Consider the following 20,104-nt stretch of genomic DNA (forward strand, 5'->3'; position numbering starts at 1 on the left):
TGGGCGCCAGTCTCCGCTCGCTAGAATGAATTCTGTTGAATGCCCTCTTAACCGGCTTGGAGACGCAGCATGACCGAGGTCGACTATTCCCTGAGCACCGAGAGTGCGCCGCGCCCTGCCGACGCGAACCTGATGCCGCCCCTGCCGCCGCAACCGAAGAGCTTGCGTGAAACGGGACTCGAGCGGCCGCTGGTGGTCGAGCTGATCGCCAAGCTGATGTTTGTGGGCGGCAAGACGCACCTGTCCGCGCTGACGACGCGCTTGCGCCTGTCGATCAATGTTTTGCGCGAAGTGCTCGATTTCATGGTGACGGAGCAGATGGCCGAAGTGGCCTGGCGCGGCGAATCCGATATCGACGTGCAGTACCAGCTGACGGGCGCCGGCAAGCAGCGCGCCAGCGCCTTCCTCGAGCGCTGCGCGTATATCGGCGCCGCTCCCGTCACCCTGGAAGCGTACCGCGCCATGGTGGCGCGCCAGTCGTGGCTGGCGCAGGAACAGCGCGTCGGCAGCGACGACCTGGCCGCCGTGCTGGGGGGCGCCCATGCGGGACCGGGCATGCTCGACGTGGTCGGCGCGGCCCTGCATTCGGGGCGCTCGCTGCTGCTGTACGGCCCGCCCGGCAGCGGCAAGTCGACCCTGGCGCTGCAGCTGGGACAATTGCTGCACGGGCTGGTCGCCGTGCCCTACGCCATCGTCGTCGGCCAGGACATCATCCAGTTGTACGATCCGGCCCAGCACCTGCCGCCCGCGCCGCAGCACGTCAGCCATGCGCGCCAGGCGCTGGAGCGGCGCAGCACGGACATCCGCTGGGTGCTGTGCCAGCGTCCCGTGATCCACGTGGGTGCCGAGCTCGACGCCGGCATGCTGGAGCTGCGCCATGACGCCAGCGGCGGCTGCTACCAGGCGCCGCCCCATGTGCGCGCCAACAATGGCATGCTGATCATCGACGACCTGGGCCGCCAGCGCCTGGGGGCGCAAGAACTGCTGACGCGGCTGATGCAGCCGCTGGCGCGCGGCAGCGACCAGCTGGGCTTGCCCGGCGGCGTGCAGATCAGCGTGCCGTTCGACAATGCCCTCGTGCTGGCCACGAACGTGCCGCCGGACGAGCTGTTTGACGCCGCCTTGCTGCGCCGCATCGGTTACAAGGTGCAGGTGGGGCCGCTGACCGAGAGCGCCTATCGCGCCCTGTTCCGCCAGCAATGCCGGCTGGCGGGCATGGCCATCGACGAGCAGGTCCTGAACCATCTGCTGCAGCTGCATGGCGCGCAGGGACGGCCCTTGCTGGCCAGCTATCCGCAGGAATTGCTGGCGCGCATAGGCGACTTCGCCGGCTTTGCCGGCAGCGAGGCGCGCCTGACGGTGGCCGCCCTGGAACAGGCCTGGGGCAGCCTGTTCGCCAGCTGCGACATGCCGGCCGCCAGCCTGTGCGAGCGCATCGCATGAAGAACCGGCGCGCCCTCCTGATGATGGGCCTGGCGGTCGTGCTGGGCTTGCTGGCCGTGCTGCTGGCCTCGCACTGGCTGCTGCGCCAGACGCCGGCCGGCAAGGGCAAGATCGTCGTGGCCGCCAGCGATGTCAACCTGGGCCAGCGCCTGACGCCCGAAATGCTGCGCCTGGCCGAGTGGCCGGCGGAAAGCTTGCCGCAGGGCGCGCTGCAAGACCCGGCCACACTGGCGGGACGGGTGCTGAAAACCAGCGTGCTGCGCGGTGAGCCCCTGAGCGAGGCCAAGCTGGCGCCGGCCGGCACCCTGGGCGGCCTGTCGGCCCTGATCACGGAAGGGCGGCGCGCCATCACCGTGCGCGTCAACGATGTGATCGGCGTGGCCGGCTTCGCCTTGCCGGGCAACTATGTCGACATCATCGTGAGCACCCAGCAGGATGCCGGCGACCGCGCGTTTCCGCAAAGCCGCAACATTTCCAAGATCGTGCTCGAACGCATCCTCGTGCTGGCCGTGGCGCAGGAAGTGGGGCGCGACGAGACCAAGCCGCGCGTGGTCAATGCCGTGACCCTGGAAGTGACGCCGGAACAGGCGGAAAACCTGGACCTGGCGCGCAGCGTGGGCAGCCTGTCGCTGGTGCTGCGCAACCAGGTCGACCCGCAGCCGGGCGTGACGGCGGGCGCCACCAAGCTGACCCTGCTGGGCGGACCGCATGAAGCCGAGCCGGTCCCTCCTGCCGCCGCGCCCGTGCTGGCCGCCGCGCCGCGTCCCGTGCGCGTGGCGAAGGCGCCGCCGGAACCGCAGCGCCTGTGCAGCGGCGTCATCGACGGGACGCGCCAGTCGCGCGAATGTTTTTAGTCTTTTGGCCCTTGCCTTGCTCAACCATGGACACGCTCATGAACCGCGCCCTGCTGATACTGTTCTGCCTGCTGTCGCCGCTTGCCGGCGCGGCGGCCGATCCTGGCCCGCGCTGCGGCGGCGAAGCGGCCTCGCCCGGCCACTTGCAGCTGCAGGTGGGCAAGTCGAGCATGCTGCGCTTGCCCGAGGCGGTGCAGCAGCGCAGCGTCGGCAATCCGGCCGTGGTGCAAGCCATGCTGGTCGCGCCCGACACCTTGTACGTGGTCGGCGTCGACGTGGGCAGCACGAATATGATCATCCAGGGCCGCAGCGGCGTGTGCAGCGTGGTGAATGTCAGCGTCAGCATGGACCCGGCCGGCCTGCAAACGACCCTGGCGGCGCTGATGCCGGAAGAAAAAGCCATCCGCGTCACGGCCGTGGCCGACACCCTGGTGCTGTCGGGCACGGTGCAAGATGCGGGCGCCGTGCTGCGCGCCGTCGAGCTGGCGCACGCCTACGTGCGCCGCGCCACGGTCGCGCTGGCGCTGCCCAAGCCCGCCGATGGCGCCGCCATGCCGCCCGCCGCCACGGCGCCCGCCAGTGGCGCGGGCGGCGCGCACAGCCGCATCATCAACATGCTCGACGTCAGTGCGCCGCAGCAGGTGATGCTGGCCGTGCAGATTGCCGAAGTGTCGAAGTCCCTGCTGGAGCGGCTGGAAGTGGGCGCCACCCTGCGCCTCGCGTCCGGCAGCTGGGCCACCACCTTGCTGTCGAACTTCCTCAGCGGCACGGCCAATGGTTTACTCGACGTGCGCAAGTCGAATGGCCGCCAGCAGCTGACCATCGAGGCGCAGAAACAGGATGGCCTGGTGCGCATCCTGGCCGAACCGACGGTGATGGCGATCAGCGGGCAAGAGGGCAGTTTTCTGGCCGGCGGCAAGATCTTCATTCCCGTCGGCCAGGACAACAACAAGATCACCCTGGAAGAGCGCGAATACGGCGTCGGCCTGCGCTTTACGCCCACCGTGCTGTCGGGCGGGCGCATCAATTTGAAGGTGGCGCCGGAAGTGTCGGAACTGTCGCGCGAGGGCGTGGGCATTTCCGCCGCCGGCGTCAGCGGGCGTTCGATCTTGCCCGTCATCACCACGCGGCGCGCCTCGACCACGGTGCAGCTGTACGACGGCCAGAGCTACGCCATCGGCGGCTTGATCAAGAATAACCAGGTGAGCAACATCACGGGCGTGCCCTGGCTCAGCGAAGTGCCCATCCTCGGTGCGCTGTTCCGCAGCACGGATTTCCAGCACGACCGCACGGAATTGCTGTTCGTCATTACCGCGCACCTGGTCAAACCCTTGCCGGCCGATGCCGTGCTGCCGACGGCGCAGCTGGCGCCGCCTTCGCGCATGGACTTGATGTTGGGCGGCAAGATGGAAGGCACGCCGCCGTCCGTGCCGCCGCCGCGCGCGGCCAACGGTTTCGAGTTGAAATGAGACGGGGAGATACGCCATGCCGAACTCGCTCTTGACGTCGCTGCGGCGCTGCGCCGCCCTGGCCCTGGCCTTGCAGCTGGCCGCCTGCGCGCACGGCAGCACGCCGCAGCTGGACCGGCGCTTCGGCGACGCCGTGCGCCTGTCCATGGCGCAGCAGGTGCGCGATCCGGCCGCTGCCGTCAATCGCACGCCGGCCGATGGTCTCGACGGACCCAGTGCGCACGCCGTCATGCAACGCTACCGCGCCTCGTTCGCCGAACCGAATGCCCAGGCGCCGCAGCCGGTGCAATTCATGCTGGGAGGCGGCAGTGGCAAATAGACGCCAGGGCCAGCGCGGGGCGATGCTGATCGCCTTTTCCATCCTGCTCATCGTGGTGCTGGGCTTTGTCGGCCTGGCGCTCGATGTGGGGCAAGTCATCGGCCGCAAGACGGAACTGCAGAACCTGGCCGACAATGCGGCGATGGCGGCGGCCGCGGAACTGGTGGGCACGCCCGAGGGCTTGCTCGTCGCCGTGGAAAAAGCCAAGGGCAGTGCGGCCGACCGCAGCGCATGGCGCCGCCGCATGCAGGGCGCGGCTTTGTCGGACGCCAGCATCCGCTTCGCCAGCGCGCCCGACGCGCCCGCCAGCGGCTGGCATGCGGCTGGCGCCGTGCCCGACGCCGCCACGGCGCTGTTCGTGCGCGTCGATACGCAAGCCAGTACCCCCTCGCTGGGACGGGTGGCGACGGCGTTCCTCGGTGCCTGGTCGCCGGCGCTGCGCAGCCTGGAGACGGGCGCGCGGGCCGTGGCGGGGCGCACCAGCTTGTATCTGACGCCGCTGGCCATCTGCGCGCTGTCGGCCAGCGCGGCCAGCCCGCGCACGAATGCGGCGCTGCTGCCGGCCGTCGAGTTGCTGGAATATGGCTTTCGCCGCGGCGTGGCGTATAACCTGTTAAAACTCAATCCGCATGGCCCCGCGGCCGAACACTTCGTGCTCAATCCGCTGGGCCAGCCGGGCGTGCTGGGGTCGTCGCAGCAGGTCGGCGAAGCGAGCGTGCTGCCGTTTGTCTGCAGCGGCACGGTGCTGTATCCGCGCATCGGCAGCGCCCAGGTGCATGTGCACCGGCCTTTTCCCGCCGCGCTGTGGACGGCCTTCAACGCGCGTTTCAACCAGCATGCGGGCAGCGGCTGCCATGCCGTCACGGCGCCGCCCGACACGAATATCCGCGCCTATCCGAATGCGGCCGCGAGCTGGTGGATGATGAACATGCCCGACGCGCCGAGCGCCCTGAGCACGGGCAATCCGCTGCTGTCCGTGGCCGATCCGGAATCGAACGCGACGCCGCCCGCCGTCGGCAGTTATGGACCGCTGTGGTCGTTTTCCAGGGCAGCCAGGTACAGCAACCCGAAGCCGGCCGGCGGCTATCTGCCGTTTGCCACCAGCGACTGGCCCAGGCTGTATCCGGCCAGTCCGGCCGCGCCGGCCGCGAAGTCCGGCTACCCAGCCACGCCGCCCTACCAGACGCTGGGCTTCCAGACGGCGCCGGCCAGCAACACGGGCGTGGCGCAGCGCCGCCTGCTGCATATTCCCCTGCTGGCTTGCCCCGTGCCGGCCGGCAGCGACGTGCTGGCGCGGGTGCGCGGCATCGGCCGCTTCTTCATGACGGCGCCGGCCAGCAATGGCGTATTGAGCGCCGAATTTGCCGGACTGGTGGACGAGGGCGCGCTGGCCGGCCCCGCGGAGCTGCTGCAATGAGGCCGCCTTGCCGCGCTGCGCGCCGCCAGGGCGGCGTCGCCGCCATCGAGCTGGCGCTGATCCTGCTGTTCTTCATGGCGCTGCTGCCCTTCGTGCTGCTGTTCGGCCGCGCGCTGCTGGTGTACACGGCCCTGCAAAAAAGCGCGCACGATGCGGCGCGCTACATGGCGACCATGCCGCTGCCGCAGATGGGCAAGTTCGACGCGGCGAACCAGGGCGCCGCGCTGGCCCGGGAGATGGTGGCCGAGGCGATGACGGAAAGCTGGCCGGGCATCAATCCCGCATGGGTCAACGTGGAATGCGTGTATGCCGACGATTCCTACGCCTGCGGCAGCTATGCGACGGCGCCGCTGCAGGTGCGCATCAAGGTCACCGCCGACATGCCGGTCGATTTCCTGCCGGGGCTGACCCGCAAGTGGCTGCCGCAACTGGCGCCGATCCCGCTGCGGGCCAACGCGACGTTGCGCTATGTCCATTAACCCGCGCCTCCGCCGGCAGCGCCAGCGCGGCGTCTTCGCCGTCGAATTCGCCATGCTGGCGCTGCTGTTCTTCCTGTTCCTGTTCGCCATGCTGGAAATGGCGCGCGCCGTGTACATGTGGAACATGGTGCATGAAATTACCCGGCGCGCGGCGCGCGCGGCCGCCGTCACCGATTTCAGCGATGCCGGCGCCCTGCAAGCCGTGCGCACGCACGCCGTGCTGCGCGCCACGCCGGGCACGCTGCCGCTGGGCGGTGGCCTCGGCGACGCCCATGTGCGCATCGATTACTTGTCGGAGAGCGGTGGCGGCGCCGCGCTGGCGGCACTGCCGGTGACGGTGCTGCCGGGTTGCCCGCAGCGCAACCGCATCAATTGCCTGGACGATCCGCACGGCGCCAGCTGCATCCGCTTCGTGCGTGCGCGCCTGTGCCAGCCCGGCGTCGGCGCGCGCTGCGAGCGCGTGCCGTACCGGCCCATCCTGCCGTTGCTGGGGATGATGTTCCCCTCCGGCGCAGGCGCCATACGTTTGCCCAGCGGGACCACCATGGCGGTGGCCGAGTCGCTGGGCTATGCGGACAATCCCGGCTTTTGTCCATGAGCGCCAGTGCGTCGGCGCAGCCGAATGTAATGCCTTGAATGAAGGAGGGGGGATGAAAGCCTTGATGATTACCCGCGACGCCAGCCTGCACGATGAAATCGCGGCGCAAGGCGCGGCCCGCATGCCCGTGCTGCGGCTGCTGGACCGGCGCAGCGGCTTGCGCGACGCCGTCGAGCGCATGCTGCCCGAAGCGCCCGAGCTGGTGATCGTCGACGCCAGCGGCATCGATGCCGACGAAGCCGACCTGCTCGAGCGCCTGGCGCGCCAGTATCCGCTGGCCGTGCTGATGCTGCTCACGCGCGGCCAGCAGCAGGATGTGCTGATCCGCGCCATGCGCGCCGGCATGCGCGAAGTGCTGCAGCTGCCGCTGGTGCACAAGGCCTTCCACGAAGCGATGGACCGGGTCGATATCCAGGCCGGCGTGACGCAGATGCGCGACGGTAAAGTGCTCGCCTTCATCTCGTGCAAGGGCGGCAGCGGCGCCACTTTCCTCTCGACGAATTTTTCCTACGCGCTGGCCAGCCTGGCCGGCTGCAAGGTGCTGCTGATCGACTTGCACGGCCAGTTCGGCGACGCCACCCTGTATGTCTCGGATCAGAAGCCGGCCATGACCTTGTCCGACATCTGCGCGCAGATCGCGCGCATGGACGGCGCCTTTCTCGCCTCGTGCCTGGTGCACATCACGCCGAACTTCGGCGTGCTGGCGGCGGCCGACGACCCGGCGCACAAGGTCGACATGCAGCCCGAGCACATGGACCGCATCCTGGCCGTGGCGCGCCAGCACTACGATTACATCGTGCTCGACGTGGGACGCCAGATCGATGCGCTGTCGCTGCGCGCGCTCGACAACGCCGACGCCATCTATCCGGTGCTGCAGCTGGCCTTGCCCGACATCCGCGACGGGCGCCGCCTGCTCGATATCTTCCGCTCGCTCGGCTATCCGGGCGAGCGCTTGCGCCTGATCGTCAACCGCTATGAAAAGGGCGGGCGCCTGCGCCTGGCGGACCTGGAGCAGGCGCTGGGCGCGGAAGTGGTGCACACGGTGCCCAACGATTACATCGCCGCCACCGATTCCGTCAACCAGGGCATTCCGCTGCTGCAGCTGTCGCGCACCAGCGCCGTGGCGCGCAGCCTGGCCGAACTGGTGGAACTGGTGACGGCGCGCCGCGTGACGGAAAGCCGCGGCCTGTTCGACCGCCTGTTCAGCCGCAGCGAGGCTTAGGACGGGGATGGATGTCAAGGCTCCCGCCGGGAGCCATCATGGGAGCCGAGATGACTTTACGCGAACGCCTGGCGGCGAATGAAACGGTGCGCCCCGCCACGAATGGACAAGGGGCGCTGGCGCTGCACGCCTACCAGGAACTGAAAAAGACCATGCACCAGACGATACTCGACCGTATCGACCTGGAGCGCCTGAAACGCCTGACGGCCGAGCAGTTCAAGCACGAGCTGGCGCTGCTGGTGCAGCGCGTGATCGAGGAAGAGCGCATCGTCCTGAACCAGCACGAGCGGCATAGCCTGGTGCTCGACATCCAGCACGAGATGCTGGGCTTCGGCCCGCTGGAACCGTTGCTGGCCGATGCCAGCGTGTCCGATATCCTCGTCAACACCTGCGACAAGGTGTATGTGGAGCGGGGCGGGCGGCTGCAGTTGACGGACGTGACCTTCCACGACAATGCGCACCTGATGAAGATCATCGAAAAGATCGTCTCGCGCGTGGGACGGCGGGTCGACGAATCGAGCCCGATGGTCGACGCGCGCCTGCCGGACGGCTCGCGTGTGAACGCCATCATTCCGCCGCTGGCCGTCGATGGCCCGATCCTGTCGATCCGGCGCTTTGCCGTGCAGCCTTTGAGCATCGCCAATCTGCTCGACTATAAAAGCCTGACGCCGCCCATGGTGCAGGTGCTGCAGGCGCTGGGGCAGGCCAAGGTCAACATCCTGATCTCGGGCGGCACGGGCAGCGGCAAGACGACCTTGCTCAACGTGCTGTCCGGCTTCATTCCTGGCAGCGAGCGCATCGTCACCATCGAGGATGCGGCCGAACTGGCGCTGCGCCAGCCGCACGTGGTGCGCCTGGAAACGCGCCCGCCGAATATCGAGGGCAAGGGAGAAGTGAGCCAGCGCGCGCTGGTGCGCAACGCGCTGCGCATGCGGCCCGACCGCATCATCCTGGGCGAGGTGCGCGGCGCCGAGGCGCTCGACATGCTGCAGGCGATGAACACGGGGCATGAGGGTTCGCTGGCGACCATCCACTCGAACACGGCGCGCGACGCGCTGGCGCGGCTGGAAAACATGGTCGGCATGGCCAGCGTGAACCTGACGCCGCGCGCCACGCGCCAGCAGATCTGTTCGGCCGTGACAGTGGTGATGCAAGTGTCGCGCCTGACGGACGGCGCGCGCAAGCTGGTCAGCCTGCAGGAAGTGACGGGCATGGAGGGCGACATCATCGCCATGCATGAAATCTTCCGCTTCGAGCAGACGGGCGTCGATGCCGCAGGCAAGGTGCTGGGCCACTTTTGCGCCACCGGCGTGCGGCCCCGTTTCACGGAACGCTTGCGCATGTTCGGCGCGCCGGTGCCCGATACGGTGTTCGACCCGGATCGAATTTATGAGTAAGGGGGAGGAATCATGGACCTGGTCTTCTACGGCTTTGCCGTGCTGCTGTTCGCCGCCTGCATCCTGATGGTGGAAGGCGCCTGGCTGTGGTGGGCGGGCACGCACGGCAGCGCGGCGCGGCGCATCAACCGGCGCTTGCGGCTGATGGCGGCGCGCGGCGAGGCTGGCGGCGAGCGGGTTTCCATCCTCAAGCAGCGCCGCTATGCGCGTTCGCCTGGCCTGGAGCGCTGGCTGCGGCGCCTGCCGCAGGCGGCAAAGCTCGACCACCTGCTGCTGCAATCGGGCTTGTCCTGGTCGGTGGCGCAGTTCCTGGGCGGCGCGGGCGGCTTGCTGCTGCTGGCACTGCTGTGGCTGGCCATCTGGCCCATGCCGCTGCCGGGCGCCTTGCTGCTGCTGGGCGTGGCGGGCGGCGGGCCGTGCATGGCCGTGCTGCGCGCGCGCGCGGCGCGGCTGAAAAAGATCGAGGCGCAATTGCCGGAAGCGGCCGATTTCCTGGCCCGCGCGCTGCGCGCCGGGCACTCGTTTTCGAACGTGCTGCAGATGGTGGGCGATGAACTCAATGAGCCGATCAGCGGCGAATTCAAGATGGCGCACGAAGAGATCAATTACGGCGTGCCGATGAACGAGGCGCTGCAAAACCTGGCCGCGCGCATTCCGCTGACGGACTTGCGCTACCTCGTCATCGCCGTGCTGGTGCAGCGCGAATCGGGCGGCAATCTGGCCGAAGTGCTGGTCAGCATCGCGCGCATCATCCGCGCCCGTCTGAAGCTGCTGGGGCAGGTGCGCGTGCTGTCGGCCGAGGGGCGCATGTCGGCCTGGGTGCTGGGGCTGATGCCGGTGGTGATGATCGGCGTGATGGCGCTGGTCAACCCGCAATACATCAGCCTGCTGTGGACGGATCCCAGCGGCATCAAGCTGCTGTGGTACGCGGCCGGCATGGTGGCGCTGGGCGTCGTGTGGATGCGCAACGTCATCCGCATCCGCATCTAAGAGATCGCCTGAAAAAAAGTCCATGGCGTTGTTGCATCGCCTTGTCGTACTGTCGTACTGCCTTCGGCGACACGCCTAGCCCTGAACGTTTTGTCAGTCGATCAATCGGAGGAAATGCCATGACTGGCCCGCAACTGCTGTTCCTGTTGATCGTCTTCGCCGTGGTGGTGGCGCTGGCCCTGCTGGCGTGGCTGATCTTCTTTCCCGGCGCCTTGCGCCAGCGCCTGTTCGGTGCCATGGCGCCGGCGGCCAGCGAGGCGGTGGCCGATACTGGCTGGGTGGAGCGCGTGGCGCGCGTGGCGCAGCCGTTCAGCAAGCTGTCGCTGCCGGAAGAGGGCTGGGAGCGCTCGCCGCTGCGCACGCGCTTCATGAACGCGGGCTGGCGCCAGGCCAGCGCGCCGGCCCTGTACTTTGCGGCAAAGACCGTGCTGGCCCTGCTGTTTCCCACCGTACTGGGGCTGTATGCGGCCAGCGCCATGGCGGCGCAGCTGCGCAGCGTGCTATTGCTGCTGCTGTGCGTCAGCGCCACCGTCGGCTATTACCTGCCCAACCTGGTGCTGGCCAGCACGGCCAAGCGGCGCCAGCGCGACATCTTTGAAAACATCCCCGACGCGCTCGACTTGCTGACCGTGTGCGTGGAAGCGGGCCTGAGCCTGGAGCGCGCGCTAGTGAAGGTGTCGGGCGAAATCCACATCAAAAGCGTGGTGCTGGCGCAGGAATTGCAACTGGTGCTGATGGAAATGCGCGCCGGCTTTTCCAAGGAAAAGGCGCTGCGCAACCTGGCCTTGCGCAGCGGCGTGGAAGATGTCGACACCCTCGTCGCCATGCTGATCCAGTCGGAACGCTTCGGCACCAGCATGGGCGACTCGCTGCGCGTGCACTCGGAAAATCTGCGTGGCAAGCGCAGCCTGCTGGCCGAGGAGGCTGCCGCGAAGATCGCCTTGAAACTGCTGTTCCCGCTGATCTTTTGCGTCTTTCCCACCCTCATGCTGGTACTCATGGGGCCGGCCGTGATCGAAGTCTATCGCGTGCTCGTGCCGGCCATGGCCAACCGCTGAAAGGAGCTACCATGCGCTTGACGATTTCCCGCCTGGCCACCGCCTGCGCCTGCCTGGGCTTGGCCGCCTGTACCACGCCGCCGGCCCACGCGCCGTTGCCGCAGTGGCCGGATGCCGATGCCGCCTATGCGGCGGGGCGCCAGCATTTCGAGCGGGGCGACCTGCCGGCCGCGCAAGCGGCCTATGCGCAAGCCTTGCGCGCCGCGCCGCGCCATGTGAATGCGCGCAACGGCCTGGCCGTGCTGCACGCGCAGCGGGGCGAGCACGATGCGGCGATCGCCCAGTGGCTGGCCCTGACGCAGGAAGCAGGTGCGCCGCAGCCGCAACAGGCGTATCTGTTCAGCAATCTCGGTCGCGCCTACTATTTGCGCGGGCGCGATGCGCAAGCGTTGACTGCGCTGGAGCAGGCGTGTCTGCTCGATCCGCTCAATGCGCTGGCCTGGCAGCACCTGGCGCAAGTGCTCGAACGGCTGGGACAGCACGCGCGCGCGGCCGTCATGCGGCGCCAGGCGCAGAGCCTGCAGGAACACGATTTACGGAGCGACATGGCCGTCTTGCGCAACGCGGCGCCGCCGCCGGGCGTGCCCGCGGCCGCGCCGCTGCCGGATGCGCCCGCCATGGCCCGCATCGAGATCACGCAAGGCGACGGCATGGCCCGCTTGCTGCGCGTGCCGGCCGCCGCGCGCAGCATGCCCGCTGTCACGGCCGGGCGGTCCATGCCGGCTCCTGCCGCGTCCCGCCCGCGCCTGGAAATTGTGAATGGCAACGGCGTGCCTGGCCTGGCCGCCGCCTTGGCGCGCAGCCTGGCCGGCGCTCCCGTGCAAGTGGTGCGCCTGGCCAATGAAACCGGCTTCCAGGTGGCGCGCACGCGCGTCGAGTACCGGCCCGCGCAGGAGCAGGCGGCGCGCCAGCTGGCGCGTCAGTTGGGGACGCAGGTGCAAACCCCAGTAGAAACCCAGGCCGGCGACTGCCCCGCCAGCGAGCTGCGCCTGGTACTGGGGCGCGACTTGAGCGATCCGGCCATGCTGCACCGCTATTATCTGCAGCAATTGCAGCTGGCGCGCCAGGCGCTGGCGCGGCTCGGTTAACACGTCTTGAGCGGCACAGAAAACGCGGCGCCTTGGCGGGCGCCGCGTGTTTTTCATGCTGTGGATGATTGCGGCTGGCGGCGGCGCGTAAAAGCCAGGGCCGCCAATCCCATGCCCAGCAGGAACAGCGTGCCCGGCTCCGGTACCGCAAGCGGCGGATCGATGACGACGATATCGGTGCGCGTGGACTTGGAAAAATTCAGGGTGTAACTGCCGGCCGGCAGGGCGAAATTCGAGGTCAGGGAAAACATCGCGAAGCCATTCGTGAAGGCGCGCCCCGTGGCGGGGTCGTTGGTGCCGGCCGTCATGTTCAGGCTGAACGGGTCGAGGCTGCCGGCGCCATGGTTGCCATTGATGTCGCTGCCATTATTGGCATCGCCATCGGGCGCGAACTGGAAGATCACGCCATCGGCGTTCGCGTGCGACAGGCAGCCGGCGGGGCTGGAACTGTTGCACGAGATATTGAAGATATCCATGATCGACACGTTCGACTTGTCGCCCATGGTCGTCACGCTGGTGCGCAGGTCGCGCCGTCCCATGAAGCTGAAGGTGATGAAGCCGGCGCTCGACAGGGTCAGGTTGACGGAGCCGGTCAGCGTGTCGCCGGCCGTGGCCGTGGCGGCGCCGATCGTGTTGCGCTGTGCTTCCGCCACGGCGCTCACGCTGGCGCCGCCATTGAGCATGTTGCCGAAGGCATGCGCATCGCCGCGGGCAAATTCCAGGGTGGAACTGGGGCTGGGGGCGTAGTGGTTTTGCGGCAAGCCGCTGCAGCCGCCGCCCGAGCACACTTGCGGCACGTCGGCGTTGGCGGCCGGGCCCGTATTGACGGCGCGCGGATTGACGGCCACGCCGCCTTCGAAAAAAGCGCTGTCGCTGGCATTGCGGTTGGCGCCGGCCAGCGACAGCGCGCCGGCGCTGGTGGTGATGCGGAAATTGTTCAACTCATTGACGGCCAGGCCGTACGCGCCGGCCTGTGCCTGGCCGCTGGCCAGCAGGCTCGCCGCCGCCAGTGCGCCCAGCCAGCCCAGGGTCTTGCTTCGTGTGTGATCAACGTTCATCGCAGCCTCTTGTCGTGGTCAGTCTCGGAAAATCCGGGGGACAAAGAATCCAGAATGACTTGCCTGGATTCATCTCGTAGACAGGGATAAGCAGCTTGCGTGCCACACAAAAATATCACAAGAAATCAAGTGCTTGCACAAAGCGGACTGAGCTGGATGAAGTGAAGTGTAAGAAAGGCCGACGCCGCTTGGCGGGCGCCGTCGGCCAGCCTCAGGTGCCCCGGTGATAGCCCAGGTGGCCGCCCGAATTGCGTGCGCAGCCGCAACCGATGCGCGCCACTTCCTCGCCTTCCGTCAATTTCCAGTTGGTAATCGTCGTGTGATTCCAGTCGATGTCGCTTTTCTTGACAGGTTTGACCGTCAAGATGCGTGCTTCCGCATCCGTGTATTCCATCAGCTCTTCGTCGTCGGCGATGTCGAAATGGCGGTGGATCAGGGAAATGCCGAAGCGGTCGAGCGCGCCGTAGCGTTGCAGCACGTCGCGCAGCTCGCGAAAGCAGGCGAGATCGTCGGGCAGCAGCGGATTGACGGCGGAAATATCGGCGACGGGTTGCCATTGCATGGCGTGGATGTTCAGGCTGTGCATGATAGGCTCCTGTGCCCCATGATGATAGGCCCAGGCTGCCGGAGGGGCGCCGGCACGCCTGGCGAAATGCCCATCGTGGACGCAACGCCGCTGCGGCGCTTGCGCCGTATCAAAGGTGCGGCACATCGCCTCTCGTCCGATCATTGCCCGGTAAAATAGGCCATGGCAAACAAAACCCCCACCTTCCCCGGCGCGCGCACGGGCCGCGGCCAGGTCCTGGCCGTGCTGCTGTCGAACCGCGACCAGTCCGGCGCCGAACCCCTGCAAGGCCGCGTCTCGCTGGCCGCCATCGTCAAGGCCTTGAAACGCAAATATCACTGGCCGATCGAAACGCACAGTTTTCCAGCCAACACGCAGGATGGCCGCGCCAGCTGGGCGACCGTCTACAGCTTGCCGGACAAGGTCATCGAGACCGCGCTGGAGGCCGGCGGCCGTGAGTGGCTGGAGAGCCGGGTAGCGGCCGGGCGGCGCTGAGCGCACCGCTCGCTTTACTCGATCCCTTTACTCGATCCCCTTATTCGAGCCGGAAGCCGACCTTGAGCGTGACCTGGAAGTGCGCCACCTTGCCATCGACGATATGGCCGCGCGAATCGGTCACATCATACCAGTCCATGTGCTTGACCGTCAGCGCTGCCTTGGCAATGGCATCGCGTATCGCCTGATCGCTGCTCTCGGTCGACGTGCCGACCAGTTCGATCAGCTTGTAAGTATGTGCGGACATGATATTTCCCCAGGTAGGCAAGCCAGACATCGGGAGCCTGCTTTGCGCAAGCACGTGCTCATCTTGCGCCTAAATGTGCCGGACGTCATGGCGCGGTGCAGCAATGCGTCAGCCTGGATGACGATGCGTGCCAGTGTTCCGGATGGCTTCCGCAGGCGTGGGAAAAGAAAAAAGGGCTACCAGCCGAAGCGGGTAACCCTTTGATTTACTGCCGAATTCTGGTGCCGACTGCCGGTTTCGAACTGGCCACCTGATGATTACAAATCAACTGCTCTACCAAATGAGCTAAGTCGGCAAAAACTGCGCGTTGCGAATTATACGCTATTTAATGCGTGTCAGGGTCGGACGGCCGCCTTTTTTTGGTGGCTCGTCGTCGCCGGGCGTGGCGCTGTCGCGTTGTTCGGGGGAGCTGGTCGGCACGGACGACAGGGTGGGACCGCTGGCGGCGGGGGCGAGCACGGGCGGCGGGACGTCGGCGGAGGCCGGGCTGTCCGTCGGTTGCGCGTCCGGATCATCGTTGCCCAGCACGGGCTCGAAGGCCATGCCCTGGCCGTTTTCGTTGGCGTAGATGGCCATCACGTTGTCGACCGGCACGTAGATTTCGCGCGAGACGCCGCCAAAGCGGGCGTGGAAGCGGATGGCGTCGTTGTCCATCTTCAGGCCGCTGGTGGCGCCGAAGCTGATGTTGAGCACGATTTCGCCCTTTTTCACGTATTCCATCGGTACCGTGGTGCGCGAATCGACTTTGACCGCGAGATAAGGCGTGTAGCCGCTGTCGGTGCACCACTCGTAGATGGCGCGCAGCATATAAGGTTTGGTTGAGATTTCAGACATGGTAGGCACGGTGAGGCGGGAGCGCCCCCGTCAGCATGAGGCGGGCGCACCGGTAGTTCAAAAGACTGGGACAGCGCAAAAAGCAACTTTAACATATGCCCCAAGATATCCCGGCAGGCGCGGCCTGCCGGGATTATCTTTAGCGGCGCATGACCTTTTCGGAAGGGGTCAGCGCTTCGATGTACGCAGGACGCGAGAAGATGCGTTCGGCGTATTTCATCAGCGGTGCGGCCGTCTTCGACAGTTCGATGCCGTAGTGGTCCAGGCGCCACAGCAGCGGCGCGACAGCCACGTCGAGCATCGAGAATTCGTCGCCCAGCATGTACTTGTTTTTCAGGAACAGCGGCGCCAGGGTCGTCAGGCGGTCGCGGATTTCCGCGCGTGCCTTGTCGTGGGCCTTGTCGTTGCTCTTGGCGCGTTCGCTTTCCAGCACGTGCACGTGCACGAACAGTTCTTTTTCGAAATTGAACAGCATCAGGCGCGCGCGGGCGCGCATCAGCGGATCGGCCGGCATCAGTTGCGGATGCGGGAAGCGCTCATCGATGTACTCGTTGATGATGTTCGATTCATACAGGATCAGTTCGCGTTCGACCAGGATAGGCACCTGGCCATACGGATTCATGGTCGAAATGTCTTCCGGTTTGTTGAACAGGTCGACGTCGCGCACTTCGAAGTCCATGCCTTTTTCAAACAGGACCAGGCGGCAGCGTTGCGAAAATGGGCAGGTTGTACCCGAATAGAGAACCATCATTTTTTATAGTTCCTTAGAAACAAAGGGGGTGAAGCCGCGAACGGCTCACCCCAGGTCGCTTGTCCACTCATGCGGACAACGCAGAAACAGGCATAAACCGGCCTATGGCCGGCGCCTCACTTATTTGACTTCCTTCCAGAACGACGCGTTAAGGCGCCATGCCAGCAGAGCAAAGACCGACAGGAACAGCAGCACCCACACGCCCAGGCGCTTGCGTGTTTGCTGTGCCGGTTCGGCCATCCACTCCATGTAGCCGACCAGGTCGGCTACCGCATTGTCATACTCGATCTTGTTCAACGTACCTGGCTTGACCTGCTCGAAGCCGGCAAATTTGTGGATCTTCTTGCCAGCTTCGTGCGGATCATTCTCTTCCACGAACTTGGCAGACTGGACACCTTGCAATTCCCATAATACATGCGGCATGGCAACATTCGGCACGACCATGTTGTTCCAGCCGGTCGGACGAGTGTCGTCTTTATAGAACGTACGCAGGTAAGTATACAGGTAGTCGCCGCCTGTGCCAGCGGAAGATGATTTCGCGCGCGAAATTACCGACAAATCCGGCGGTACGACGCCAAAGAAGGCCTTGGCGTCCTGCGGTGCCAGGCTCGTCGTCATCAAGTCGCCGACTTTATCGCTGGAGAACAACAGATTCTGCTTGATCTGGTCTTCCGTCAAGCCCAGGTCGCGCAGGCGGTTGTAGCGCATCGACACGGCGGCGTGGCAATTCAGGCAATAATTGACGAACAATTTGGCGCCATGTTGCAGCGCTGCCATGTTGGTCTGGCGGTCAGGAGCCTTGTCCAGCGGAAAGCCGCCTTCGCTGGCGAGAGCCATGGCGGGCACGAGGGCCAGGATGGCGAGCAGTTTTTTTGCAATCTTCATATGATGTATGTCCTTTGAGCGTGGCGTGAGAGCGGCTTAGTGCGGGTGAAACGTCACACGCGACGGCACGGTCTTGAACTTGCCCATTGCACTCCACCATGGCATCAACAGGAAGAAGCTGAAGTAAATCAGGGTGCACACTTGCGACACGATGGTCTTCGTATCCGTTGGCGCCTGGGTCCCGAGGTAGCCGAGGATCAGGAACGACAGGCCGAAGATGGCGTACACATATTTGTGCCAGTTCGGACGGTAGCGGATCGATTTCACGGGGGAATGGTCGAGCCATGGCAGGAACGCCAGGATCACGACGGAACCGCCGAAGAACACCACGCCCCAGAATTTCGCGTCCAGCACCTGCGGCAGCATGCCGATGATGGCGACGATGGCGATGCCGGCGATGGCAGACTTGACCGTCGTCGACAGGCGCGACTTGAGCCAGATGAACACCACGTAGGCAGCCACGACACCCATCAGCACGTACATGAAGTCGGCCGTGGTGGCGCGCAGCACCGAGTAGAACGGCGTGAAGTACCAGGTTGGCGCGATGTGCAGCGGGGTCTTCAGCGAATCGCCCGGCAGGAAATTGTTGTATTCCAGGAAATAACCGCCCATTTCCGGCGCGAAGAAGACGACGGCGCTGAAAATGACGAGGAAGATCGAGACGCCGAACAAATCGTGCACGGTGTAGTACGGGTGCGATGGAATCGAATCGACCGGGTGGCCGTCGGCGCCCAGGTTTTCCTTCACTTCGATGCCGTCCGGATTGCTCGAACCGACTTCGTGCAGGGCGATCAAGTGCGCTGCAACCAGGCCCAGCAGTACCAGCGGGATGGCGATCACGTGGAAGGCGAAGAAGCGGTTCAGGGTTGCGTCGGAAACGACGTAGTCGCCGCGGATCCACAGCGACAGGTCAGGGCCGATCAGCGGGATGGCGCCAAACAGGTTGACGATCACTTGTGCGCCCCAGTACGACATCTGGCCCCATGGCAACAGGTAGCCGAAGAACGCTTCGGCCATCAGGCACAGGAAGATGGCGAAACCGAACAGCCAGATCAGTTCACGTGGCTTGCGGTACGAGCCGTACAGCAGGCCGCGCGTCATGTGCAGGTAGACGATGATGAAGAAGGCCGAGGCGCCCGTCGAGTGCATGTAGCGCACCAGCCAGCCCCACGGCACTTCGCGCATGATGTACTCGACGGAATTGAAGGCCAGGGCCGCATCCGGTTTGTAGTGCATGGTCAGGAAGATGCCGGTGACGATCTGCAGTACCAGCACCAGCATGGCCAGCGAACCGAAGATGTACCAGAAGTTGAAGTTTTTCGGGGCGTAGTACTTGCCCCATTGATCGTTCCACAGCTTGGTCAGGGGAAAGCGGTCATCGACCCAGCCCAGCGCTTTTTCGGCGACGGGAGCATCCGCCGGGAATTTCGTTTCTTTGAAAGCAGCCATGATCAAGCCTCGCCTTTCTCGTCTTTACCTATCAGCAATTTGGTGTCGCTCAGGTACATATGGCGCGGCACTTGCAGGTTGTCCGGCGCCGGCTTGTTCTTGAACACGCGGCCAGCCATGTCGAAGGTGGAGCCGTGGCAAGGGCACAGGAAGCCGCCTTCCCAGTCATCGGGCAGCGACGGTTGCGGGCCGGGGGTAAATTTCGAGGAAGGGGAGCAGCCCAGGTGGGTGCAGATGCCGACGGCGACGAGAATTTCAGGCTTGATGGAACGCGCCTCGTTCATGCAGTATTCGGGCGTGAATTCGGCGGGATTGCGTTGGGAATTGGCATCGGCGACCTTGCCATCGGTTTGCTTGAGCGACGCGATCATTTCCGGCGTGCGCTTCAGGATCCAGACCGGCTTGCCGCGCCATTCGACGGTGCGCATTTCGCCGGGTTGCAAGGTGGTGATGTCTACTTCGACCGGCGCGCCAGCCGCTTTCGCGCGCTCCGACGGCTGGAAGGTGCTTACCAAGGCTCCCGCGGTTGCCAATCCAACTACACTGCCCGCCGCGCACGTGGCGACGAGCAAGCCGCGACGGCCTGAATCGACCTGCTTTTCGTTACTCATGCAAACCCCAATCAGTCAAAATGCGAATCTTTATTATGAGTGGCAGCCGCGAAAAACCCGTCGCCGAAGCTCTTTCCCACTGATTGCCGCAACCCGCATCTTTGTACGGTAAAGTGGCAACATCCCTGCGGAACTTCGGACTATGGCGCAGCCCATGCCAGTTTCTTGTTGATTATCCGGAAGCGAAAAAGCCGCTTCTGGCAACCGCAAATTATAAGTGAAGCAAACAACGAATAAAACAAAAACGTTGCTTGTACCATAATTTATATACTTTTGCAGGAGGTGGCTAGTTCTTTCGAACTAGATGCGCCCGGCTGTGCCGGAATTGGTCTCGCCGGCAACCACAAGTTGGTGTGCCCGGGAATCAATAGTATGATCGGCATGTTTTTTATACATATCCGAAGGAGAAATTTCATGGCAATGATGCAAGAATTTAAAGAATTTGCAATGAAGGGTAACGTCGTCGATCTGGCGGTCGGTGTCATTATCGGTGGTGCCTTCGGCAAGATTGTCGATTCCCTGGTGCAAGACGTGATCATGCCGCCCATCGGCCGCATTTTCGGCGGCCTCGATTTCGCCAATTACTACCTGCCCCTGAATGGCCAGGCGACGACCCTGACCCTGGTGGAAGCGAAAAAGGCGGGCGCCGTGCTGGCCTACGGCAATTTTCTGACCATTTTGCTCAACTTCGTCATTCTGGCTTTCATCATCTTCCAGATGGTGCGCCTGATGAACAAGGCCCGCCGCAGCGAACCGGTCGCGCCGGCGCCGGCACCAGCCACGCCGGAAGACATCGTGCTGCTGCGTGAAATCCGCGACTCCCTGCAGCAGAACGCACGCAACAGCAACAATCTGGCAAAATAAGTCGTTCCGGC

General features: G+C 65.1%; 22 protein-coding genes and 1 tRNA gene. 14 read left to right on the forward strand and 9 right to left on the reverse strand.

Annotated features, from left to right (window positions below; genetic code table 11):
- Nucleotides 1-69: 69 nt before the first annotated feature.
- From O3301_RS12750 to O3301_RS12805, 12 genes are all read left to right on the forward strand, one after another.
- The gene (locus tag O3301_RS12750) at nucleotides 70-1,443 is read left to right on the forward strand and encodes an ATP-binding protein (RefSeq protein WP_305056546.1); all 1,374 of its coding nucleotides are present in this window, start codon (nucleotides 70-72) and stop codon (nucleotides 1,441-1,443) included.
- Entirely contained in the window at nucleotides 1,440-2,297 is an 858-nt protein-coding gene (cpaB, locus tag O3301_RS12755) for a Flp pilus assembly protein CpaB (RefSeq protein WP_251349469.1), read from the forward strand. Before O3301_RS12750 ends, cpaB begins: the two co-directional genes overlap by 4 nt.
- A gap of 38 nt (nucleotides 2,298-2,335) precedes the next feature.
- Nucleotides 2,336-3,766, forward strand: coding sequence for a type II and III secretion system protein family protein (locus O3301_RS12760; protein WP_289918547.1), 1,431 nt, complete (start codon nucleotides 2,336-2,338; stop codon nucleotides 3,764-3,766).
- Between the two features lie 16 nt (nucleotides 3,767-3,782).
- Nucleotides 3,783-4,085 (forward strand): hypothetical protein, encoded by a 303-nt coding sequence (locus O3301_RS12765; RefSeq protein WP_305056547.1) that lies wholly within the window; start codon nucleotides 3,783-3,785, stop codon nucleotides 4,083-4,085.
- Complete coding sequence (locus O3301_RS12770) at nucleotides 4,075-5,502, forward strand: pilus assembly protein TadG-related protein (RefSeq protein WP_305056548.1); 1,428 nt, start codon at nucleotides 4,075-4,077, stop codon at nucleotides 5,500-5,502. Before O3301_RS12765 ends, O3301_RS12770 begins: the two co-directional genes overlap by 11 nt.
- Entirely contained in the window at nucleotides 5,499-5,981 is a 483-nt protein-coding gene (locus O3301_RS12775) for a TadE/TadG family type IV pilus assembly protein (RefSeq protein ID WP_305056549.1), read from the forward strand. The genes O3301_RS12770 and O3301_RS12775 overlap by 4 nt, the downstream gene beginning before the upstream one ends.
- The gene (locus O3301_RS12780) at nucleotides 5,971-6,579 is read left to right on the forward strand and encodes a TadE/TadG family type IV pilus assembly protein (protein ID WP_305056550.1); all 609 of its coding nucleotides are present in this window, start codon (nucleotides 5,971-5,973) and stop codon (nucleotides 6,577-6,579) included. The genes O3301_RS12775 and O3301_RS12780 overlap by 11 nt, the downstream gene beginning before the upstream one ends.
- Before the next feature lie 52 nt (nucleotides 6,580-6,631).
- Nucleotides 6,632-7,801, forward strand: a complete 1,170-nt coding sequence (locus tag O3301_RS12785) for an AAA family ATPase (RefSeq protein WP_077398652.1) — start codon at nucleotides 6,632-6,634, stop codon at nucleotides 7,799-7,801.
- 50 nt (nucleotides 7,802-7,851) lie between these two features.
- A complete protein-coding gene (locus O3301_RS12790) occupies nucleotides 7,852-9,198 on the forward strand; it encodes a CpaF family protein (RefSeq protein ID WP_099668285.1) in 1,347 nt (448 codons plus the stop codon).
- A 12-nt stretch (nucleotides 9,199-9,210) separates the two neighbouring features.
- Entirely contained in the window at nucleotides 9,211-10,188 is a 978-nt protein-coding gene (locus O3301_RS12795; protein ID WP_305056551.1) for a type II secretion system F family protein, read from the forward strand.
- Between the two features lie 119 nt (nucleotides 10,189-10,307).
- Nucleotides 10,308-11,246: a type II secretion system F family protein gene (locus O3301_RS12800; protein ID WP_251349463.1), complete on the forward strand. Its 939-nt coding sequence runs from the start codon at nucleotides 10,308-10,310 to the stop codon at nucleotides 11,244-11,246.
- An 11-nt stretch (nucleotides 11,247-11,257) separates the two neighbouring features.
- Nucleotides 11,258-12,334, forward strand: coding sequence for a LytR C-terminal domain-containing protein (locus O3301_RS12805; protein ID WP_305056552.1), 1,077 nt, complete (start codon nucleotides 11,258-11,260; stop codon nucleotides 12,332-12,334).
- Between the two features lie 53 nt (nucleotides 12,335-12,387).
- On the opposite strand, the gene O3301_RS12810 is transcribed toward O3301_RS12805, so the two are convergent.
- On the reverse strand, nucleotides 12,388-13,392 hold the full coding sequence (locus O3301_RS12810; RefSeq protein ID WP_305056553.1) for a PEP-CTERM sorting domain-containing protein: 1,005 nt from the start codon (nucleotides 13,390-13,392) through the stop codon (nucleotides 12,388-12,390).
- Nucleotides 13,393-13,603: 211 nt separating this feature from the next.
- Nucleotides 13,604-13,978: a hypothetical protein gene (locus O3301_RS12815; RefSeq protein WP_099665817.1), complete on the reverse strand. Its 375-nt coding sequence runs from the start codon at nucleotides 13,976-13,978 to the stop codon at nucleotides 13,604-13,606.
- Nucleotides 13,979-14,140: 162 nt separating this feature from the next.
- Between O3301_RS12815 and O3301_RS12820 the strand changes: the two genes are divergently transcribed.
- Entirely contained in the window at nucleotides 14,141-14,452 is a 312-nt protein-coding gene (locus O3301_RS12820; RefSeq protein ID WP_305056554.1) for a hypothetical protein, read from the forward strand.
- Nucleotides 14,453-14,492: 40 nt separating this feature from the next.
- On the opposite strand, the gene O3301_RS12825 is transcribed toward O3301_RS12820, so the two are convergent.
- From O3301_RS12825 to petA, 7 genes are all read right to left on the reverse strand, one after another.
- The gene (locus O3301_RS12825) at nucleotides 14,493-14,699 is read right to left on the reverse strand and encodes a dodecin (RefSeq protein ID WP_305056555.1); all 207 of its coding nucleotides are present in this window, start codon (nucleotides 14,697-14,699) and stop codon (nucleotides 14,493-14,495) included.
- A gap of 219 nt (nucleotides 14,700-14,918) precedes the next feature.
- Nucleotides 14,919-14,994, reverse strand: a tRNA-Thr gene (locus tag O3301_RS12830).
- Between the two features lie 26 nt (nucleotides 14,995-15,020).
- A complete protein-coding gene (locus O3301_RS12835; protein ID WP_099665815.1) occupies nucleotides 15,021-15,533 on the reverse strand; it encodes a ClpXP protease specificity-enhancing factor in 513 nt (170 codons plus the stop codon).
- A 139-nt stretch (nucleotides 15,534-15,672) separates the two neighbouring features.
- Nucleotides 15,673-16,284 carry a glutathione S-transferase N-terminal domain-containing protein gene (locus tag O3301_RS12840; protein WP_010394154.1) on the reverse strand — a complete coding sequence of 204 codons (612 nt, stop codon included), beginning with the start codon at nucleotides 16,282-16,284 and terminating at the stop codon, nucleotides 15,673-15,675.
- A 120-nt stretch (nucleotides 16,285-16,404) separates the two neighbouring features.
- A complete protein-coding gene (locus O3301_RS12845) occupies nucleotides 16,405-17,169 on the reverse strand; it encodes a cytochrome c1 (protein WP_305056556.1) in 765 nt (254 codons plus the stop codon).
- A gap of 36 nt (nucleotides 17,170-17,205) precedes the next feature.
- On the reverse strand, nucleotides 17,206-18,618 hold the full coding sequence (locus O3301_RS12850; protein ID WP_099668284.1) for a cytochrome bc complex cytochrome b subunit: 1,413 nt from the start codon (nucleotides 18,616-18,618) through the stop codon (nucleotides 17,206-17,208).
- A 2-nt stretch (nucleotides 18,619-18,620) separates the two neighbouring features.
- Nucleotides 18,621-19,229, reverse strand: a complete 609-nt coding sequence (petA, locus tag O3301_RS12855; RefSeq protein ID WP_034783594.1) for a ubiquinol-cytochrome c reductase iron-sulfur subunit — start codon at nucleotides 19,227-19,229, stop codon at nucleotides 18,621-18,623.
- Nucleotides 19,230-19,643: 414 nt separating this feature from the next.
- On the opposite strand from petA, the gene mscL reads away from it, so the two are divergent.
- Nucleotides 19,644-20,093, forward strand: coding sequence for a large conductance mechanosensitive channel protein MscL (gene mscL / locus O3301_RS12860; RefSeq protein WP_077398674.1), 450 nt, complete (start codon nucleotides 19,644-19,646; stop codon nucleotides 20,091-20,093).
- Nucleotides 20,094-20,104 lie beyond the last annotated feature (11 nt).

It is taken from the genome of Janthinobacterium sp. SUN211, from assembly GCF_030587315.1.
Lineage (GTDB): Bacteria > Pseudomonadota > Gammaproteobacteria > Burkholderiales > Burkholderiaceae_D > Janthinobacterium > Janthinobacterium kumbetense.

Coding starts and splice junctions, on each gene's coding strand:
- O3301_RS12750 (WP_305056546.1), top strand. CDS start 70: ATGACCGAGGTCGACTATTCCCTGAGCACCGAGAGTGCGCCGCGCCCT.
- cpaB (WP_251349469.1), top strand. CDS start 1,440: ATGAAGAACCGGCGCGCCCTCCTGATGATGGGCCTGGCGGTCGTGCTG.
- O3301_RS12760 (WP_289918547.1), top strand. CDS start 2,336: ATGAACCGCGCCCTGCTGATACTGTTCTGCCTGCTGTCGCCGCTTGCC.
- O3301_RS12765 (WP_305056547.1), top strand. CDS start 3,783: ATGCCGAACTCGCTCTTGACGTCGCTGCGGCGCTGCGCCGCCCTGGCC.
- O3301_RS12775 (WP_305056549.1), top strand. CDS start 5,499: ATGAGGCCGCCTTGCCGCGCTGCGCGCCGCCAGGGCGGCGTCGCCGCC.
- O3301_RS12780 (WP_305056550.1), top strand. CDS start 5,971: ATGTCCATTAACCCGCGCCTCCGCCGGCAGCGCCAGCGCGGCGTCTTC.
- O3301_RS12785 (WP_077398652.1), top strand. CDS start 6,632: ATGAAAGCCTTGATGATTACCCGCGACGCCAGCCTGCACGATGAAATC.
- O3301_RS12790 (WP_099668285.1), top strand. CDS start 7,852: ATGACTTTACGCGAACGCCTGGCGGCGAATGAAACGGTGCGCCCCGCC.
- O3301_RS12795 (WP_305056551.1), top strand. CDS start 9,211: ATGGACCTGGTCTTCTACGGCTTTGCCGTGCTGCTGTTCGCCGCCTGC.
- O3301_RS12800 (WP_251349463.1), top strand. CDS start 10,308: ATGACTGGCCCGCAACTGCTGTTCCTGTTGATCGTCTTCGCCGTGGTG.
- O3301_RS12805 (WP_305056552.1), top strand. CDS start 11,258: ATGCGCTTGACGATTTCCCGCCTGGCCACCGCCTGCGCCTGCCTGGGC.
- O3301_RS12810 (WP_305056553.1), bottom strand. CDS start 13,392: ATGAACGTTGATCACACACGAAGCAAGACCCTGGGCTGGCTGGGCGCA.
- O3301_RS12815 (WP_099665817.1), bottom strand. CDS start 13,978: ATGCACAGCCTGAACATCCACGCCATGCAATGGCAACCCGTCGCCGAT.
- O3301_RS12820 (WP_305056554.1), top strand. CDS start 14,141: ATGGCAAACAAAACCCCCACCTTCCCCGGCGCGCGCACGGGCCGCGGC.
- O3301_RS12825 (WP_305056555.1), bottom strand. CDS start 14,699: ATGTCCGCACATACTTACAAGCTGATCGAACTGGTCGGCACGTCGACC.
- O3301_RS12835 (WP_099665815.1), bottom strand. CDS start 15,533: ATGTCTGAAATCTCAACCAAACCTTATATGCTGCGCGCCATCTACGAG.
- O3301_RS12840 (WP_010394154.1), bottom strand. CDS start 16,284: ATGATGGTTCTCTATTCGGGTACAACCTGCCCATTTTCGCAACGCTGC.
- O3301_RS12845 (WP_305056556.1), bottom strand. CDS start 17,169: ATGAAGATTGCAAAAAAACTGCTCGCCATCCTGGCCCTCGTGCCCGCC.
- O3301_RS12850 (WP_099668284.1), bottom strand. CDS start 18,618: ATGGCTGCTTTCAAAGAAACGAAATTCCCGGCGGATGCTCCCGTCGCC.
- petA (WP_034783594.1), bottom strand. CDS start 19,229: ATGAGTAACGAAAAGCAGGTCGATTCAGGCCGTCGCGGCTTGCTCGTC.
- mscL (WP_077398674.1), top strand. CDS start 19,644: ATGGCAATGATGCAAGAATTTAAAGAATTTGCAATGAAGGGTAACGTC.